Here is a 17,057-nt window from a genome sequence, read left to right on the forward strand (position 1 = left end):
GTTACGGAGCAGCCGACGGGTGGTGGGCCTTACGCGGAGACCAGTTCGTGCCAGTCCGCTACGAGGGGCAGGTCGTGCGCCTCGGAGACGGAGTGGTGCGCCACGTGGCCTGCCGCGATGTTGAGGCCGGCCGCGAGGGCCGGGTCCTTCTCGAAGGCTGCCTTGACGCCGAGGTTGGCCAGGGCCACTCCGTAGCGGAGGGTGACGTTGGTCAGCGCGTAGGTGGAGGTGTTCGGGACGGCGCCGGGCATGTTGGCCACGCAGTAGAAGATCGTGTTGTGGACCTTGTACGTGGGTTCCTGGTGCGTGGTGGGGTGGGTGTCCTCGAAGCAGCCGCCCTGGTCCACGGCGATGTCAACGAGCACCGAGCCGGGCTTCATCCGGGCCACGAGTTCGTTGGTCACCAGCTTGGGGGCCTTGGCGCCGGGGATCAGGACGGACCCGATCACGAGATCTGCGTCGACGACTGACTTCTCGATCTCGTACTTGTTGGAGGCCACGGTCTTCAGGCGGCCCTGGTACTGGGCGTCGAGTTCACGCAGCCGGTTGATGTTGATGTCCAGGATGGTGACGTCGGCACCGAGGCCCAGGGCCATGGCGGCGGCGTTGGTGCCGGCGACGCCGGCGCCGAGGACCACAACCTTGGCGGGGCGGACGCCGGGAACGCCGCCGAGCAGCACGCCCTTGCCGCCGGCGGGCGCCATGAGGGAGGTCGCGCCGACCTGGACGGACAGCCGGCCGGCCACTTCGGACATCGGGGCGAGCAGGGGCAGCGTGCGGCCTTCCTGGACGGTTTCGTAGGCGATGGCCGTGACGCCGGAGTTGATGAGCTCCCGGGTCAGCTCGGGCTCGGCCGCCAGGTGCAGGTAGGTGAAGAGGATCAGGCCCTTGCGGAAGCGGTGGTACTCGGCCTTGATGGGTTCCTTGACCTTCATCACCATGTCCGCGCGGGACCAGACCTCGTCCGCGTCGGCAATGATTTCGGCGCCCGCGATTGCGTATTCCTCATCGGTGATGCCGGAGCCCAGGCCCGCCCCGCGTTCGACGAGAACCGAGTGGCCGTGGGTGCGGAATTCGTGAACGCCTGCGGCGGTGATGGCGACGCGGAATTCATTGTTTTTGATCTCTTTGGGGATACCGATGATCATTTTTGGGCTCCAGATCCGATGGCTGCATAGGCCGGAATGTGTGCGGGAAGTTGTGATTCCAGAATAGATCCGGCTGTGAGGCGCACTACAGGAATCCGGCATCATGCCCGGAGGCGCTCCGCGGATTTCCGGGGTTTTCTGACGCTCGGGGTCGACTATTGTCGACCCGCGGGGCGTCAGGTGTCGCCTGATGTCCGTTCGCCCGGAATGCAGTTCGGGACGTAGTCTTGCTCCATGCAGCAGGATGTGGAGCAGCTCGTGGAGCGGGTGGCCGTGAAGCTTGGCCGCGGGCTTTCGCTTGAGGACCTTGACGGTCTTTTGCTGGCCTACAGCTCCAACCAGTCGCATGCTGACAGGGTCCGCGTGAACTTCCTGCTCAGCAAGCGGGTGCCGTTGGACGTCAAAAATTGGCAGCTCTCGCACGGTATCGCCACCGCGGTGCGGCCGGTGGTGGTGCCGGCCAACGAGGAGCTGGGGATGCTCGGGCGCGTCTGCGTCCCGCTGCTGGTGCGCGGATTCCGGGTGGGCTACCTGTGGGTGCAGCAGGACCTCGAGGAACAGAGTGCGACGGCGATCCTCGCCGAACTGCCCGGCGTCCGGGATGAGCTGGACCTGCTGTCCGGTCTCCTGCTGGACTCCAACACCGCCGAATCCGAGTTCCGCCGCAGCCGGGAGCGTGAGTTCCTGGCCGCGTGTGCCGGGGAAGCCAACGCGGTGGCCGCCGTGGCGGGCTGGAAAGAGGTGCAGGACCGCGGCCCCTGGCAGCTGGTGACAGTGCTCGACGCCGACGGCTGGATGGCAGGTCCGGATCCGATCGCCTCGACCCTCATCCACCGCGCCGCTGCGCTGCAGGCCACCATCGGCGTGGACGCTGCCCTGTTCAGCGCTGGTGCCGAGACCCACTCGGTGGTCCTCTTCCGGGAGTCCACCGGGCGCGCCAGCCAGGCGCAGGTGCTGGTCCATTATCAGCTGGAGCTGGCCAAGCGTGCCGGCAGGTCAGTGGAGCGGATCATTCTCGGGACCAGCGAGGGGTTCACCCGCACCAAGGACCTTGCGGAAGCCTACCGGCAGTCCAAAATTGCCGCCCAGGCAGCCGCGGTTGATCCGCGGCTCGGTGAGCTTGTGGATTGCCGGGCCACGGGGATCTACCAGCTCCTGGCCTCGGCAGGCGGCGGGGCGGGGGTCTGGAGCGATGCCGGTTCCGTAAACTTCCAGGCCCTTGAGGACCACGACCGGAACGGGGAACTGTTGCCGGTGCTGGAACTGCTCTATGACAATGACGGCTCTGTCCAGGATGTCGCAGAAAAGCTCCACCTGCACCGCAGCAGCATCTACAACCGGCTGGGGCGTATCCGCCAGCTGCTGGGGGTGGACCCGCTCAAGGGAATGGTGCGCCTGGAACTGCATGCCGCCCTGAAAGCCCGGCGCTGGGCGGCGAGGCCCAGGATCTGAGGTTCGGATAGGTCAGGCGGCGTTGCCTTCTCCGCCGGGCAGCTGCTCGGAAGGGCGCTCCGTGGGGCGCTCCGTCGCGGCGCCGTCAGGCAGGTGCTGCGGCAGGCCCTGAAGGTGCGTCCGGGACTTCGCGACACGGCTCTGGACCCAGAGCGATACCGCCACGAAGACCACGCAGCTGGAGGTGAAAACGGCGGTGTTGTTCAGGCCCATGACCATTCCGAGTACGGCCGCCACACCCATGGCGGCGATGCCCGCCACGATGTGCAACCCCCTGAATCTCACCACGCATAAAGAGTAACCCCGTCCGTCAGGGGGAAACCGCGGTTCCGGGGGATCGTTGCTTGATCCTTATCACCCCGTCATTTTTGCGTGCGCCTGGTCTTTTACGGGCCCCGGTCTCAGGCGTGGATCTAGTCCCGCAGGGTGATCAGCTTCCAGGGCAGGCGTGTGGGGTTGTCCGGGGAAACGTCAACCGAGATGTCCGCCCGTGCCATGTCCTCTTCGAGGAACAGGGTTCCTGTGGCGATGCGCGCACTGTTGGACGCGATGACACGGCCGTTCGGTCCGAGCAGGACCACCACCGGTTCCCTGAGCTGAAGGGCGCGGAGGAAGACGCCCTCGAGATTCGCGAGGGTCAGGTCGCACCCCAGGATCTGGGTTCCCTGCGCAGTGGGCGCCGGAACGCAGAGGGTGATGATGCTGACGTTGATGCCGCCGAAGTCGACGTAGGGCCCCACTGCTACCGGATGTCCGCTGGCCGTCGGGATGGTGAACCACTCGCGGGTCGTGTAGTCGTAGTAGTTCAGCGATTCCGGATTGAGGTCATGGGTGACGAAGCGCGGTTCGCCTGTTCGCTGGGTCCGCCACCATTCCAGCCAGTGCGTCGTCTCCTGGAGGCTCCCGGGGGCGTAGGCTATGCCGGCTCCGATGATCAGATCCGAGTGCTGCTTGATGAAGTTGGCCAGGTCCTGCTTCAGGAAGAGGAATTCGCTGCGCCGGGGCGTGCCCGTTGCGGCCGCGGCTGCGGCCGTCACGGTACCGGCGATCTTCTCGAGGTCAACGAAGACGCGGCTGATGCTGGAGGAGAGCGCGACCGCCGTCCGGTCAAGGGCTTGTTCTACGGTCTCCACGTCATGCACCTTCTTCGGGGCGCATCTTCAACCTCAGATGCTGCTCTATCAAGTATTCGGTCTCGTTGCGGCTGTGCCGTTCCGCGGCGCTGGCCGCCGCATCAGCGTCCCGTTCCCGGATCGCCGCCACGATGGCGGCGTGGTCCTCCACGGATACGGCGTCGTTGCCGGACTGGCCGGAGTGGCCCCACCAGAGCGTCATCAGCTCGGCTTCAAGCTGCAGGGCGACCGAGGTCAGCTTGCTTGATTGGGCGGCAATGCTGACTGCGACGTGGAACCGGCTGTCCATGCGGCGCCGCGCCCGCGGGTCAGCGGCGTCCCGGTGGCGTTTCGCCAGCTCCTCGAGGTGCTCGACGTTCTGCGCGTCGGCGCGGCTGGCGGCCAGGCGCGCCGACATCGATGAGATGGCCGCCCCGAGATCGCCGAGGTCCCTAAGGGTTTCGGTGCTGGTTTCCCGGAGCTTGGCCTGAAGCTGCGTGTCGGTGAGTTCGATCTGGCGGCGGATCACACTGCCGCCGCTGCGTCCGCGGCTGGTTTCGATCAGGCCCTTGGTTCGGAGAGCGGCGAGGGACTGCCGGAGGGTGATGGGGGAGATGCCCAGTTCCGCTGCCAGGACGGATTCGGTGGGCAGCCTGTCACCTTCGGTGAGGATGCCCATCAGAATCGCGGTTTCGATCTGGTAGGAGACCTGGTCGGCCCTGCCGAGCCCCTCGGGCTCGCTTCCCCGCAGCAGCAGGAGCAGGTCAAGCGCGGAGGTGGAAATCGCCACACTTGCCATTTCCAGGCCTCCTCCTGCCGGCTTTTCCGATTACCTTCGATCTTTGCACGTTTAAGAGCCGGACCGGCTGCGGCGCAAGCGCTACTTTCCGTTTCCGCCGTCGGAATTCTCTGCGGCCTGCTTCTTCTTCTGCCCTTCCAGCCAGGCCATGATGGCGGCCAGCCGGATGCGGCGGTGGGTGCCCCGGTATTCCACCGGGATCTCGCCCCGGTCCGTCATGTTCCGCAGATAGGTGTGGGAGATGCCGGCCAGCTCGGCTGCCTGCGAGGTGGTGAGCATTTCCTCCACGCTGCTGACGGTCACCGCTTCGCCGCGGCTGAGCCTGGCCAGGAGGTCGACGACGGCGTCCCTCGCCTGGGGCGGCAGCCGATGGACAGTGCCGTCTACGAACACGGTGATGTCAGTGCCGCCGTCGAGCGCGCGCTGCAGCGCCAGCGCCTCGTCGGCAGGAAGGGCGGGCGCCACCCGGGGAGCAATCAGAGCCATGGCAGAAGCCTAGCCGCTGCGGAACGCCGGGTTGGAGTTGGATATGCTCGGCGGATGAGGCTTGGCGGTGGAGTGGCTGTGACGGCGAACGGACTGACCGGCCGTTTGTACTCGTCGAACGTGCCTTCGGCCGCGGGCCGGCCCGTTTACGTGCTGCTCCATGGCATCGGCGTCTCGCACCGCTACCTTGCCCGGCTGCACGTTGAACTTGCCCGCAGCGCTGACGTGTATTCCTTTGACCTGCCGGGCTTCGGGGGCACGCCCCGTCCCGGGCGGCAGGTGTCGGTTGGTGAATACGCGGCCTTCGTCGCCGCGGTCCTGGCGCAGCAGGGTGTCGGGTCCTGCATTGTGGTGGGACACTCCATGGGAGTGCAGTTTGCGGTGGAACTGGCGCTTCAGGCCCCCGCACTGGTGTCCCGGACAGTCCTCATGGGTCCGGTGGTGGATCCGGCGCGCAGGAGTGCGGCCTGGCATGCGCTGGCGCTTACCCGGGATGCCCTCTTCAGCGAACCGCCGTCCACGAACGCAGTGGTCTTCACCGACTACTTCCGGGCGGGGTTCCGGTGGTACCTGACCGAACTGCCCGTCATGATGGAATATCCGCTGGATGCCCGGGCCCGGGGCGTAGCGCAGCCGGTGCTGGTGCTCCGCGGCGGACGGGACCCGATCGCCCGCCGGCCGTGGTGTGAGTACCTCGCCGCACAGGCACCGGACGGTGCGTTCGCCGAGGTGCGCGGGCGCGGGCACGTTGTCCAGGAGACCGCTACCGAGGATGTAGCCCGGATCATCAGGAGCTGGGCAGGCGCCGCGGCCGAGGGGTCTGCGGCAGCCGGCGGCGCCGTTACCTGAGCGGCCAGCCTGAAGCCCGGCCGCCTGAAAGATCGAGAATGCAGGCAGGCCCCCGGTCTTCCGGGGCGCCTGCCTGCATCAGTTGCTTTGCCTGCCGCCAGGGCGGCGGGAAACTACAGCCCGAGTTCCTCCAGAACGGGGAGCTTCTCCCGGACCCATGCCCTGGCCTCGACGGCGCTTGGCGCGGACAGGGCCAGCTTGGCCAGCTCCTGGGCCTCTGCCAGCGTGACGGTCTTCAGCACGGCGGCCACTGCGGCCAGCGACCGGGCGGTCATGGACAGCGTGGTGACGCCCAGGCCGGTCAGGACGACGGCGAGGGCGGGGTCCGCCGCGGCCTCGCCGCAGACGCCCACCGGCTTGTTGTGCCCCTCTGCCCTGGAGCCTTCGACGGTCAGGCCAACGAGGCGCAGTACAGCGGGCTGCCATGGCGTGTTCAGACCGGCGAGGGGGCCCAGCTGCCGGTCGGCGGCCATGGCGTACTGGGTGAGGTCGTTGGTCCCCAGGCTGGCGAACTCCACTTCGCGCAGGATGGTGTCGGCCGTGAGGGCGGCGGACGGAACCTCCACCATCACGCCCGGCGTCTTGATGCCGGCCTCGGCGCACATGGTGGCGAAGCGGGCGGCTTCCTCCGCCGTCGAAATCATCGGGGCCATGACCCAGACGTCAGCCTCCGACTCCGCCTCGGCCTTCGCGATCGCCTCCAGCTGCCGGTCCAGGACGCCGGGCGTGGTGAAGTCGGTGCGGTAGCCGCGCACGCCCAGTGCCGGGTTGGGTTCAGTGGAGTCGGTGAGGAACGGGAGCGGCTTGTCCGCGCCGGCATCCAGGGTGCGGAGCACCACCTTCTTGCCCGGGAAGGCGTCGAACACGCCCTTGTAGGCGGCAGCCTGTTCCTCGACCGTGGGCTCGGTGTCCCGTTCCAGGAAGCAGAACTCGGTGCGGAACAGGCCCACGCCCTGGGCGCCGAGCCTGGCTGCGGCCTCTGCGTCCTTGGCACCGCCCACATTGGCGAGCAGGGGCACGAGGTGGCCGTCCGCCGTCGAGCCCGTACCGCTGAACTCGGACAGCAGGGACGCCGTGGCGGCCCAGGCCTCGGCGGCCGCACGCAGGGATTCGTCCGGGCTGGCTGTGATGGAACCGGCGGCGCCGTCGACGTAGACCTCGGTGCCGTCCGGGAGCTCGTCCACGCCGACGGCGGCGACGACGGCGGGCAGGCCGAGCGACCGGGCGATGATGGCAGTGTGCGACTGCGGGCCGCCGCCGGCGGTCACCAGGGCGAGGACCTTGTTGGGATCAAGGGTGGCGGTATCGGCCGGGGCGAGGTCCTCGGCCACCAGGATGAAGGGTTCGTTCGACGAGGGGATGCCCGGGGCGGGCACGCCGCGGAGTTCGGCCACGATGCGGGCGCGGACATCCAGGACGTCGGTGGCCCGCTCCGCCATGTAGCCGCCGAGGTTGTGCAGCATTTCCGAGACCGAAGAACCCGATTCCCAGATGGCCCGCTGCGGCGAGGTGCCGCGTGCGATCAGCTTGGCGGCGCCCTTGATCAGCATGGTGTCCTTGGCCATCAGTGCCGTGGCTTCCAAGACGGCCTTGCCATCGCCGGTGGCGTGGTCAGCGCGGGCCCTCAGCTCATCGTGGACCGCGCCCGCTGCAGCCTTCAGTGCTGCGGTTGCCTCTTCCGGCGTGGTTCCAGGCGCAAGCTGCTCGCCGGCAGGAGGTTCACTGATGGGCTTGGGCATCTGGCGGATCGTTCCGATGATGCGGCCGGGGCTGACGCCTACTCCTGGGAAGTTCTGCACTGAAGGTCCTCATTCTCTGCCGGTAGCCAGGCCCGCCGGTATCTGCCCGGGCGGGAGCCCGGAAGCCCGGAACGGCTGCGTCCGATGCTGCTTTGCGGTGCCTGAAAAAATTGTATGTGATTCAGTTCATATAGCGTTGCTATAGGTGCTAGGGTAGCGGTTATGAGTTTCGATGGCCAGCTTCCGCCCAAAATGAGGCTGTTGCGTGCGGCAGCCGAACTGCTGGCCAACTCCGCGGGGGCCGCTGTTTCCACCCGCCAGATCACGCAGCTGGCGGGCGTTACGGCGCCCACCCTCTATCACCACTTCGGTGACAAGGAGGGCCTGTTTGACGCAGTTGTCGCCGCGGGCTTCGAAGAGTACGTGGCGGGCGAGAGGGACTTCGCCCCGTCCGGGCAGCCGCTGGTGGACATCCGGCGGATGTGGGACAACCACGTGCAGTTCGGGCTCAAGCAGCCCGAACTTTATCTGGTCATGTTCGGTAACATCCGCCCCGAGAGCCGCCCGGCCATCGTTGCCGACGCGGAGGGTCTCCTGGAGGAAATGCTGAATAAGGCCGCTGCGGCCGGACAGCTGAACGTCCAGCCACGGGAAGCAGCCAGGAGCATCCTGGCGGCCAACGTGGGCGTGACGCTCATGCTGATCGCAGAACCGGCCGCGGAGCGGAACCTGGAGCTGTCCACGATGACCCGGGACGCCATGATCTTTGCGGTGTCCAGGGACCAGGGGCGGGATACGGGACCGGAGGACTCCGGAAAGTCATCGGTGGTGGTGGCTGCCATTGCGCTGAACGCGGCGCTGCAGGCATCCCACTCCGACCAGCTCACCAGCTCGGAACTCAAGCTTTTTCTCGAATGGCTCCACCGGATCTCCACCAGTTCCACCAGCTAGTCGAAACTATCGGACCATCCTGCGGTGCCGCAGGGACCACGTTAGGAATTCACATGGCAACAGAGACAGTTGCAAAACCCAAAACCAGCGCGCGGGTGCACGTCCAGAGGTTCGGGACGTTCCTCTCCGGCATGATCATGCCCAACATCGGCGCCTTCATCGCCTGGGGCCTGATCACGGCCCTCTTTATTGAGAAGGGCTGGATTCCGGTCCCGGCCCTGGGCGGGTTCGGTACCAACGCTGCCGGCACGCCCAACGTGGGCCTGGTGGGCCCCATGATCACCTACCTGCTGCCGCTCCTCATCGGCTATACCGGCGGCAAGATGGTGTACGACGTCCGGGGCGGCGTGGTTGGCGCCATCGGCACCATGGGCGTGATCGTGGGCGCCGGTATCCCGATGTTCATCGGAGCCATGATCATGGGCCCGCTGGGCGGCTGGACCATGAAGCATCTGGACGCGATCTGGCACGGCAAGATCCGTCCGGGCTTCGAGATGCTGGTGAACAACTTCTCCGCCGGTATCTGGGGTGGCCTGCTGGCCCTGCTGGGGTTCTATGGCATCTCGCCGCTGGTCAGTGCCTTCAGCACGGCTGCCGGCAACTTCGTCCAGTTCCTGGTGAACAACGGACTGCTGCCTCTGACCTCCATCTTCATCGAACCCGCCAAGGTCCTCTTCCTGAACAACGCCATCAACCACGGCGTACTCACTCCGCTGGGGATCCAGCAGTCGCTGGAGCAGGGCAAGTCCATCCTGTTCCTGCTGGAGGCCAACCCGGGCCCGGGCTTCGGTATCCTCCTGGCCTACATGTTCTTCGGCCGCGGTGCAGCGAAGGCTTCCGCTCCCGGTGCCGCCATCATCCAGTTCCTCGGCGGCATCCATGAGATCTACTTCCCGTACGTCCTGATGCGCCCGCTGCTGATTCTGGCGGCAATCGCCGGCGGCATGACCGGCATCGCCACCCTTGCCGTCACGGGCGCCGGGCTGGTTGCCCCGGCCGCGCCGGGGTCCATCTTCGCGGTCTTCGCACAGACTGCCCGTGACAGCTACCTCGGAGTGGCTCTCTCGGTGCTGCTGGCCACCGCCGTTTCCTTCCTCGTTGCCTCTGTGATCCTGCGGACCACCAAGCACAGCGATGAGGACGACCTCAGCGCCGCCACCAGCCGCATGGAGGAAATGAAGGGCAAGAAGAGCTCCGTCGCCTCCACCCTCACCGGGGCCGGCGCCGGCAGCGTCGGAGTCCTGACCGGCCCCATCAAGAACATCGTGTTCGCGTGCGACGCCGGCATGGGCTCCAGTGCCATGGGCGCCTCCGTGCTGCGCAACAAGATCAAGGCCGCCGGGTTCCCGGACGTCAACGTCACCAACGCGTCCATCGCCAACCTCAGCGACACCTATGACGTCGTGGTCACGCACCAGGACCTGACCGAGCGTGCCAAGCCGGCCACGTCCAGTGCCGTCCACGTCTCCGTGGACAACTTCATGAACAGCCCGCGCTACGACGAGATCGTGGAGCTGGTGGAGCGCAGCAATGCCGAGGGAACAGCGGCTCCCGCCGCAGGCGCGGCCACGGCCGCAGCCCCGGGCGTGCCCCCGGCCGCAGCCGGCACCACCGGGGCGGGCACCACCCCCGAAACTGCCGCCGCTGCCCCCGCAACTGCCGCAGCGCCGTCGGACATCCTGGTGCCGGAGAGCGTGGTCCTGACCGGCTCGGCCTCAACCCGGGACGCCGCAATTGACGAGGCGGGCAGGCTGCTGCTGGAGCGCGGGGCCGTGGATGAGGACTACATCCGCGCCATGCACGAGCGTGAGGAGTCCGTCAGCACCTACATGGGCAGCTTCCTGGCCATCCCGCACGGCACCAACGCCGCCAAGGACCACATCCGGAAGTCGGCCGTCTCGGTGGTCCGCTACCCCGATGGCATCGACTGGAACGGCAAGCAGGTCAAGTTCGTGGTGGGCGTGGCAGGTGTCAACAATGAGCACCTGCACATCCTGTCCTCGATCGCGAAGGTCTTCACGAACAAGGCACAGGTGGCGCAGCTCGAGGCGGCGACCTCCGTGGACGAAGTCCTGGAGCTGTTCGGAAAGGTCAACGCATAGTGAAGGCTGTACATTTTGGAGCCGGCAACATCGGCCGGGGGTTTGTCGGGCTGCTGCTGCACGAGGCCGGGTATGAGGTGGTGTTCGCGGATGTCGCGGATGCCCTGATTTCCCAGCTCGCCGAAGCGGACAGCTACAGCGTGCACGAGGTGGGGGAAAACCCCGCCGTGCGCACGGTGGACAACTTCCGGGCGGTGAACTCCGGCACCCAGGAGGCGCAGCTCATCGAGGAAATCTCGACGGCGGACATCGTCACCACCGCTGTGGGCCCGCACATCCTGAAGTTCGTGGCGCCCGCCATCGCCAAGGGGATTGCCGCCCGCGCCGGGGGGCTGCCGCCGCTGCAGGTGATGGCCTGCGAGAACGCCATCAACGCCACGGACATCCTGCGCGAGTCGATCGTCTCGTCCTGGGATGAGGCGGCCGGATCGCTGGGGGACTCGGCCGTGTTCGCCAACACGGCCGTGGACCGCATCGTGCCCAACCAGGAGCCCGGGCAGGGCCTGGACGTGACGGTGGAGACGTTCTACGAGTGGGTCATCGACCGCACGCCGTTCGCCGGTGCTGCTCCGGTAATTCCGGGCGCCACCTTTGTGGACGAACTCGGACCCTACATCGAGCGCAAGCTGTTCACCGTTAACACGGGGCACGCGGCTGCCGCTTACTTCGGCTTCGAAGCCGGGCTGGAGAAGATCTCCGACGCCATGGCGGACGAGGACGTTGCTGCTGACGTGCGCTCCGTGCTCAACGAGACGAAGCAGCTGCTGGTGTCCAAGCACGGCTTCAGCCACGACGAGCAGGAGGCTTACGTCCAGAAGATCCTGGCCCGCTTCACCAACCCGCACCTGCCGGACACGGTGAACCGCGTGGGCCGTGCGCCGCTGCGGAAGCTCAGCCGGCATGAGCGGTTCATCGGCCCCGCGGCGGAACTGGCCGAGCGCGGCATTGTCCCCGAGGCGCTGCTGGGGGCGATTGCAGCCGCCCTGCGGTTCAACGACCCCGCCGACGCCGAGGCAGTCGAACTGGGCCAGATCCTGGCCTCGTCCGAACCGGCCGCAGCCACGGAGCGCATCACCGGCCTGGCGCAGGACCACCCGCTCTTCGCCGCGGTCTGCGGCCTCGTCGAGGAGCGCAAGGCGGAGGGTGTCACCGCCCCCGCCTAGACACCGGGCCGCAGGCTGTCTCCCGCTGCACACCGTAACGGGAGAAAACGCAGCCGGACAATACTGGACGCACGACGCCGGAACTCACCGCGAGTTCCGGCGTCGTGCGTTTTATACGTGCGCCCACCCGGACGCCTCCTCACATCCCGTCGCCTGTTTCCGGACGCGTCCTCACATCCCGTCGCCTTTTTCTCGACGCGTCCTCACATCCTGTCGCCTGTTTCCTGACGCGCCCTCAGGTCCTGCCGCCTTTTCCCGGACGCGTCCTCAGGTCTTGCCGGCGTTTGCTGTTGCCGAGTGAGGAAGCGTTGGCGCAACACCTGCAGGAAGTGAGGAAGCGTTGGCTCAAAACCTGCAGGACGTGAGGAAGCGTTGGGTCAAAACCTGCAACAGGTGACGAATCGTCGGATGGGTCAGGTCGCCGGGAGGCTTTCGGCGGCGGCCCGGACGGCTTCGCGCAGCGGCGTGGTCGGGCGGCCGAGCAGGGCACTGAGGTCCCCGCTGGTGACCAGGAGATCGCCGCGGGCGATGCCGAGGTCGCTGTCCGCCAGGATGGCGGCGTAGGGCTCGGGCAGTCCTGCCCCCACGAGAACCTGGGCATACTCCTCCGCGGGCAGGTTCTTGTACGTCACGGACTGGCCGGACGCCGCGCTGACTTCCCCGGCCAGCTCGCTGAGGGTGAAGGCGTCGTCCCCGCCAAGTTCGTATACCTTGCCTGCCTGATCGTCGCGGAGGAGTACCGCTGCCGCTGCGGCGGCATAGTCGCTCCGGGCCGCCGCACTGACGCGGCCATCACCCGCGCTGCCGAGGACGGCGCCGTGCTGGACCTGGACGGGGAGCTGGCCTGTGTAGTTCTCCAGGTACCAGCCGTTGCGGAGCAGGGTGAAAGGGACCCCGGAACCGCGGAGAATCTCTTCTGTAGCGATGTGCTCGGCGGCCAGCTGCATGGCGGTGGTGTCCGCGTTGGCAATGCTCGTGTAGGCGATCAGCCCGACGCCAACCTCCTTGGCCGCTTCGATCACATTCCGGTGCTGGTCCACGCGCTGTCCCACTTCGCTGCCCGACACCAGCAGGACCTTGTCCGCCCCTGCGAAGGCCTGCCGCAGCGAGTCCGGCTGGCTGTAGTCAACGCCGCGGACCTGGACTCCCCGCTCGCTGAGATCAGCGATCCTGCCGGTGTTCCTGCCCGCGGCCACAATCTGTTCTGCGGGAATCCCGCTGTCCAGCAGGGCTTCGACGACGAGGCGGCCGAGCTGGCCTGTGGCTCCGGTGATGACGATGGTCATGATGGTCCTTTCTGGAGTGACTGTCACTGGTCCCAACTCCGCCCGTTCCCCTTTACTTCCCGAAAGAGAGTACGCACTTCGAGGTAAGGTACTGGCATGGAGGTAAGTACCCCTGCGGCAGTGCCCGCTTTCCCCTTCGCTGACGGCATCTTCCCCGCCGGATGCCCCAGCCGGACTGTCCTGGACCACGTCACCAGCAAGTGGGGTGTATTGCTGCTCGTGGCGCTGTCCGAGGGGCCGCAGCGCTGGAGCGAACTGCGGCGCCGGGCCGAAGGAATCAGCGAAAAGATGCTGGCCCAAACACTGAAGACCCTCGAAGCTGACGGGTTCGTCCGGCGCGACGCCCAGCCGGTCATTCCTCCGCGCGTGGACTACAGCCTTACCGCCCGCGGCCACGAGCTGGCGGCCCTCCTGCTGCCACTGGTTGCCTGGGTGGCCGAGCATGCCGAGGCGATAGCCAACCGCCAGCAGTCCTGAACTGCCGCCGCCCGGGCACTTGTGCTGGCTCGCGGCCTTGAATTTAGGCTTCCTAACTATTAGGATACCTAAGTATGAAATCCCCGAACGACCCGGAGTTGGAGAAGCTGGCGCAGGACTTCCGCGAGGCGCTGCGGCACGGAGTGTATTTGGTGCGCCGCCTCGATGCCGACGGTGAACTGAGCGCCGCCCAGCTGAGTACGCTCAAAATGCTGCTCGACGGCGGCGTCCGCGTGGGGGAGATAGCCAGGAACCTGGGCGTCCGGGTGCCGAGTGCCACCGAACAGATCATCAAGCTGGAAAAGGCCGGACTGGCCCGCCGCGAACCGGACCCGGACGACTCGCGCGCCGTCCGCGTCGTGCTGACCGCGGAAGGCCGCGGCGCCGTCGAACTTGCCAACCGCCGCCGCAACGCCGTGATGGCCGGCATTCTCGAAACCCTCACCGACGCCGAAAGACGCGCCCTGGCGGACGCCCTCCCGGTGATCGAAAAGATCAACAGCGCAATTCAAAACTGACAGGCACCTCAGGACTGACCTGCGGGATAAGTCTGACCAGCGCCTCACAACCGACACACTTAGGAGTTCCCTCCATGGACGGCCAGCTCGCAGATACCCTGCCGGCACCACAATCCACCCTTGAGGCAGAGAAAGCCTCGTTCCTTAAACAGCCCAAGGCGGTCTGGGCCACGGCGCTCGCGGCCGTGTTCGCGTTCATGGGCATCGGCCTGGTGGATCCCATCCTGCCGGCCATCGCCAAGAACCTGGACGCCAGCCCCAGCCAGGTTTCGCTGCTCTTCACCAGCTATTTCCTGATCACCGCGGTGGCCATGCTCGTCACCGGGTTCATCTCGTCGCGCATCGGCGGCAAGCGCACCCTGCTGGCCGGGCTGGCAGTCATCGTGGTGTTTTCCTCGCTGTCCGGCCTGTCCGGCAGCGTCGGGGAGCTGGTGGCCTTCCGTGCCGGGTGGGGATTCGGCAACGCCCTCTTCGTGGCCACGGCGCTCGCCGTTATCGTCGGAGTGGCCAGCGGCGGTGCGGGCACGGCGATCATTCTCTACGAGGCCGCACTTGGCCTGGGCATCTCGCTGGGGCCGCTCCTCGGCGCACTCCTCGGGGGCTGGCAGTGGCGGGCTCCGTTCTTCGGCACGGCGGCGCTGATGGCGGCGGCCTTCATCGCGCTCACCGCGCTGCTTCCCAAAACCCCGCTGCCGGCCCGCAAGGTGAGCCTCGCTGACCCGCTGCGGGCCCTGGGCAACAAAGGACTAAGGACGACGGCGGCCAGCGGCCTGTTCTATAACTACGGCTTCTTCACCGTGCTCGCCTTCACCCCCTTTATCCTGGGCATGGATGCCTACGGCATCGGCGGGGTGTTCTTTGGCTGGGGCGTCGCCGTCGCCGTCTTTTCGGTCTTCGTGGCCCCCGCGCTGCAGAACCGCTTCGGTGCCACGAAGGTACTCCTCGGCACCCTGGCCCTGCTCATGCTGGACCTCGCCGGCCTTGGCCTGGCCGCCGGCCACTCGGTGCCTGCCGTGGTGGTGCTCGTTGTGGTCTCGGGCGCGCTGCTGGGCATCAACAACACCATTTACACTGAGCTGGCCATGGGGGTCTCGGATTCGCCGCGCCCGGTTGCCTCGGCCGGATACAACTTTGTCCGCTGGATGGGCGGTGCGCTGGCCCCGTTTGCCGCCGCCCAGCTGGGCGAGCACTTCGGCCCGCAGGTGCCCTTCTTTGCCGGCGCGGTGGCCATGATCCTCGCCATGGCCGTGGTGGCCGGTGGCCGCCGCTACCTCGCGGCCCACGAACCGCACGTGGCCTAGGAACCCCACATGGCCTAAAGACGCACACAAAAGACGCCCACGTTCCCGGGACACAGTCCGCAGGGAGCGTGGGCGTCTTCCGTTTCATGCCGGAGGAGCCAAGAGCCGGTCAGACCTTGACGGACCCCTTCGGAACAAACAGGGTCTCAGCCTGTTCCAGCGACATGCCGTTCGTCTCCGGCACCTTGTACATGACGAAGAAGAACGATGCTGCCGCGAAGAGTGCGTACATGGCGTACGTCAGCGGCAGCGAGCCTGCGGCCATCACGGGGAAGCTCAGCGTGATGGCGAAGTTGGCGATCCACTGGGCGGCGGCGGCCAGGCCCAGGGCGCGGGCACGGATCCGGGCCGGGAAGATCTCGCCCAGCAGCACCCACACCAGCGGACCCCAGGAGGCGCCGAAGCTGATCACGAAGACGTTGGCCGCAACCAGGGCAACGGGTCCCCAAGCACCAGGCAGCGTGATGTCGGAGCCGGTGCCCGTGGCGGAGGCGAAAGCCAGGGCCATGGCGCCGAGGGACACGGCCATGCCAACAGAGCCGGCCAGCAGGATGGGACGCCGGCCGATCCGGTCCACGAGCGCGATGGCCACGAGGGTGACAAGGATGTTGGTGACGGAGGTGGCCACCGAGATGGCCAGCGAGTCCTTTTCCTGGAAGCCCACGGCCTTCCACAGCGTGGTGGAGTAGTAGAAGATCACGTTGATGCCTACGAACTGCTGCAGCACGGACAGGGTGATGCCGATCCACACCACTGCCTGCAGGCCGAACACCTTGCCGCGGAGGGAGCCCTTCCTGCCGGCGAGCTGGTCTTCCTCGATCGCCTCGCGGATTTCGCGCAGGTGGCGGTCGGTGTCCTCACCGGGGGCGATGGAGTCGAAGACCTTCCGGGCCAGGTCCTCCTTGCCCTGCACCACCAGGAAGCGCGGGGATTCGGGCAGCGTGTAGGAAATGACGCCGTAGAGCACGGCAGGAACGGCGGCGGCCAGGAACATCCAGCGCCAGGCCTCGATGCCCAGCCAGAACGCCTGGTGCGCTCCGCCCGCAGACGTGGCAAACAGGGCGTCGGACAGCAGCGCGGCGAAGATGCCCGTGGTGATGGCCAGCTGCTGCAGGGATGCAAGCCGGCCGCGGACGTGCCGCGGCGAGATCTCGGATATGTACGCGGGCGCAATCACCGAGGCGAGGCCGATGCCAAGCCCACCCACCAGGCGCCAGAAAATGAGGTCCCAAACGCTGAAGCAGAAGCCGGTGCCGATGGCGCTGATGAGGAACAGGAATGCGCCCAGCTTCATGGCGGGGATGCGGCCGTAGCGGTCCGCCACCTTGCCGGCCAGGTAGGCACCGGCCGCACAGCCCAGCAGCGCCACGGCCACGGCGAAACCGGTGACGGCCTCGCTCAGCGCGAATTCGTCCTTCATGGCATCGACCGCTCCGTTGACCACGGAGGAGTCGAAGCCGAACAGGAATCCGCCCACAGCGCCGGCAAGCGCCAGCCAGATCACCCGCTTGGGAATCTTGGCGTTTGTTTGCTTGTCGCTGGACATGGTTCTCCCTTGGTTTGGGGGTGGGTGGATGCGGTGCAAACGTCGTCGGCTGCGGAAACCGGCCCTGTCGGCCGGCGCACACGCGCCTAACAGTGTGCCACGTCACCGCACGCCGATCCACTTCGGGA

At 67.0% G+C, this 17,057-nt stretch carries 16 protein-coding genes; 8 read left to right on the forward strand and 8 right to left on the reverse strand.

Annotated features, from left to right (window positions below; all coding sequences use genetic code 11):
• Positions 1-29: 29 nt before the first annotated feature.
• A complete protein-coding gene (ald, locus tag ACFUTU_RS05890; RefSeq protein ID WP_377961868.1) occupies positions 30-1,148 on the reverse strand; it encodes an alanine dehydrogenase in 1,119 nt (372 codons plus the stop codon).
• Positions 1,149-1,382: 234 nt separating this feature from the next.
• On the opposite strand from ald, the gene ACFUTU_RS05895 reads away from it, so the two are divergent.
• A complete protein-coding gene (locus tag ACFUTU_RS05895) occupies positions 1,383-2,600 on the forward strand; it encodes a PucR family transcriptional regulator (protein ID WP_377961871.1) in 1,218 nt (405 codons plus the stop codon).
• 12 nt (positions 2,601-2,612) lie between these two features.
• Here the strand turns inward: ACFUTU_RS05895 and ACFUTU_RS05900 are convergent, their stop codons facing one another.
• From ACFUTU_RS05900 to ACFUTU_RS05915, 4 genes are all read right to left on the reverse strand, one after another.
• Positions 2,613-2,870, reverse strand: a complete 258-nt coding sequence (locus ACFUTU_RS05900; RefSeq protein WP_377961874.1) for a hypothetical protein — start codon at positions 2,868-2,870, stop codon at positions 2,613-2,615.
• 143 nt (positions 2,871-3,013) lie between these two features.
• Positions 3,014-3,733, reverse strand: coding sequence for a cache domain-containing protein (locus ACFUTU_RS05905; protein ID WP_377961877.1), 720 nt, complete (start codon positions 3,731-3,733; stop codon positions 3,014-3,016).
• Position 3,734: 1 nt separating this feature from the next.
• The gene (locus ACFUTU_RS05910) at positions 3,735-4,511 is read right to left on the reverse strand and encodes a FadR/GntR family transcriptional regulator (protein ID WP_377961880.1); all 777 of its coding nucleotides are present in this window, start codon (positions 4,509-4,511) and stop codon (positions 3,735-3,737) included.
• 81 nt (positions 4,512-4,592) lie between these two features.
• Positions 4,593-4,997 (reverse strand): helix-turn-helix domain-containing protein, encoded by a 405-nt coding sequence (locus ACFUTU_RS05915; protein WP_377961882.1) that lies wholly within the window; start codon positions 4,995-4,997, stop codon positions 4,593-4,595.
• Between the two features lie 78 nt (positions 4,998-5,075).
• Between ACFUTU_RS05915 and ACFUTU_RS05920 the strand changes: the two genes are divergently transcribed.
• Positions 5,076-5,846, forward strand: a complete 771-nt coding sequence (locus tag ACFUTU_RS05920) for an alpha/beta fold hydrolase (protein ID WP_377961885.1) — start codon at positions 5,076-5,078, stop codon at positions 5,844-5,846.
• A gap of 113 nt (positions 5,847-5,959) precedes the next feature.
• Here the strand turns inward: ACFUTU_RS05920 and ptsP are convergent, their stop codons facing one another.
• Positions 5,960-7,645: a phosphoenolpyruvate--protein phosphotransferase gene (gene ptsP / locus ACFUTU_RS05925; RefSeq protein WP_377961887.1), complete on the reverse strand. Its 1,686-nt coding sequence runs from the start codon at positions 7,643-7,645 to the stop codon at positions 5,960-5,962.
• Positions 7,646-7,807: 162 nt separating this feature from the next.
• Here ptsP and ACFUTU_RS05930 point away from each other — a divergent pair, with 162 nt between their 5' ends.
• From ACFUTU_RS05930 to ACFUTU_RS05940, 3 genes are read left to right on the forward strand one after another with little or no spacing between them, the layout of a single operon-like run.
• Positions 7,808-8,536: a TetR/AcrR family transcriptional regulator gene (locus ACFUTU_RS05930; protein ID WP_377961889.1), complete on the forward strand. Its 729-nt coding sequence runs from the start codon at positions 7,808-7,810 to the stop codon at positions 8,534-8,536.
• Between the two features lie 53 nt (positions 8,537-8,589).
• Positions 8,590-10,638 (forward strand): PTS mannitol transporter subunit IICBA, encoded by a 2,049-nt coding sequence (locus tag ACFUTU_RS05935; protein ID WP_377961892.1) that lies wholly within the window; start codon positions 8,590-8,592, stop codon positions 10,636-10,638.
• On the forward strand, positions 10,638-11,801 hold the full coding sequence (locus ACFUTU_RS05940; RefSeq protein WP_377961895.1) for a mannitol-1-phosphate 5-dehydrogenase: 1,164 nt from the start codon (positions 10,638-10,640) through the stop codon (positions 11,799-11,801). The genes ACFUTU_RS05935 and ACFUTU_RS05940 overlap by 1 nt, the downstream gene beginning before the upstream one ends.
• Before the next feature lie 413 nt (positions 11,802-12,214).
• On the opposite strand, the gene ACFUTU_RS05945 is transcribed toward ACFUTU_RS05940, so the two are convergent.
• Positions 12,215-13,087: an SDR family oxidoreductase gene (locus ACFUTU_RS05945; RefSeq protein ID WP_377961898.1), complete on the reverse strand. Its 873-nt coding sequence runs from the start codon at positions 13,085-13,087 to the stop codon at positions 12,215-12,217.
• Positions 13,088-13,183: 96 nt separating this feature from the next.
• On the opposite strand from ACFUTU_RS05945, the gene ACFUTU_RS05950 reads away from it, so the two are divergent.
• From ACFUTU_RS05950 to ACFUTU_RS05960, 3 genes are all read left to right on the forward strand, one after another.
• A complete protein-coding gene (locus ACFUTU_RS05950; RefSeq protein WP_377961901.1) occupies positions 13,184-13,564 on the forward strand; it encodes a winged helix-turn-helix transcriptional regulator in 381 nt (126 codons plus the stop codon).
• A gap of 74 nt (positions 13,565-13,638) precedes the next feature.
• Positions 13,639-14,082, forward strand: coding sequence for a MarR family winged helix-turn-helix transcriptional regulator (locus tag ACFUTU_RS05955; RefSeq protein WP_377961904.1), 444 nt, complete (start codon positions 13,639-13,641; stop codon positions 14,080-14,082).
• A 74-nt stretch (positions 14,083-14,156) separates the two neighbouring features.
• Positions 14,157-15,383, forward strand: coding sequence for an MFS transporter (locus ACFUTU_RS05960; protein ID WP_377961907.1), 1,227 nt, complete (start codon positions 14,157-14,159; stop codon positions 15,381-15,383).
• Between the two features lie 109 nt (positions 15,384-15,492).
• On the opposite strand, the gene ACFUTU_RS05965 is transcribed toward ACFUTU_RS05960, so the two are convergent.
• Positions 15,493-16,929 carry a sugar porter family MFS transporter gene (locus tag ACFUTU_RS05965; RefSeq protein ID WP_377961910.1) on the reverse strand — a complete coding sequence of 479 codons (1,437 nt, stop codon included), beginning with the start codon at positions 16,927-16,929 and terminating at the stop codon, positions 15,493-15,495.
• Positions 16,930-17,057: the final 128 nt, after the last annotated feature.

The sequence above is a fragment of the Arthrobacter sp. NPDC057388 genome (assembly GCF_042668165.1).
Classification (GTDB): Bacteria; Actinomycetota; Actinomycetes; order Actinomycetales; family Micrococcaceae; genus Arthrobacter.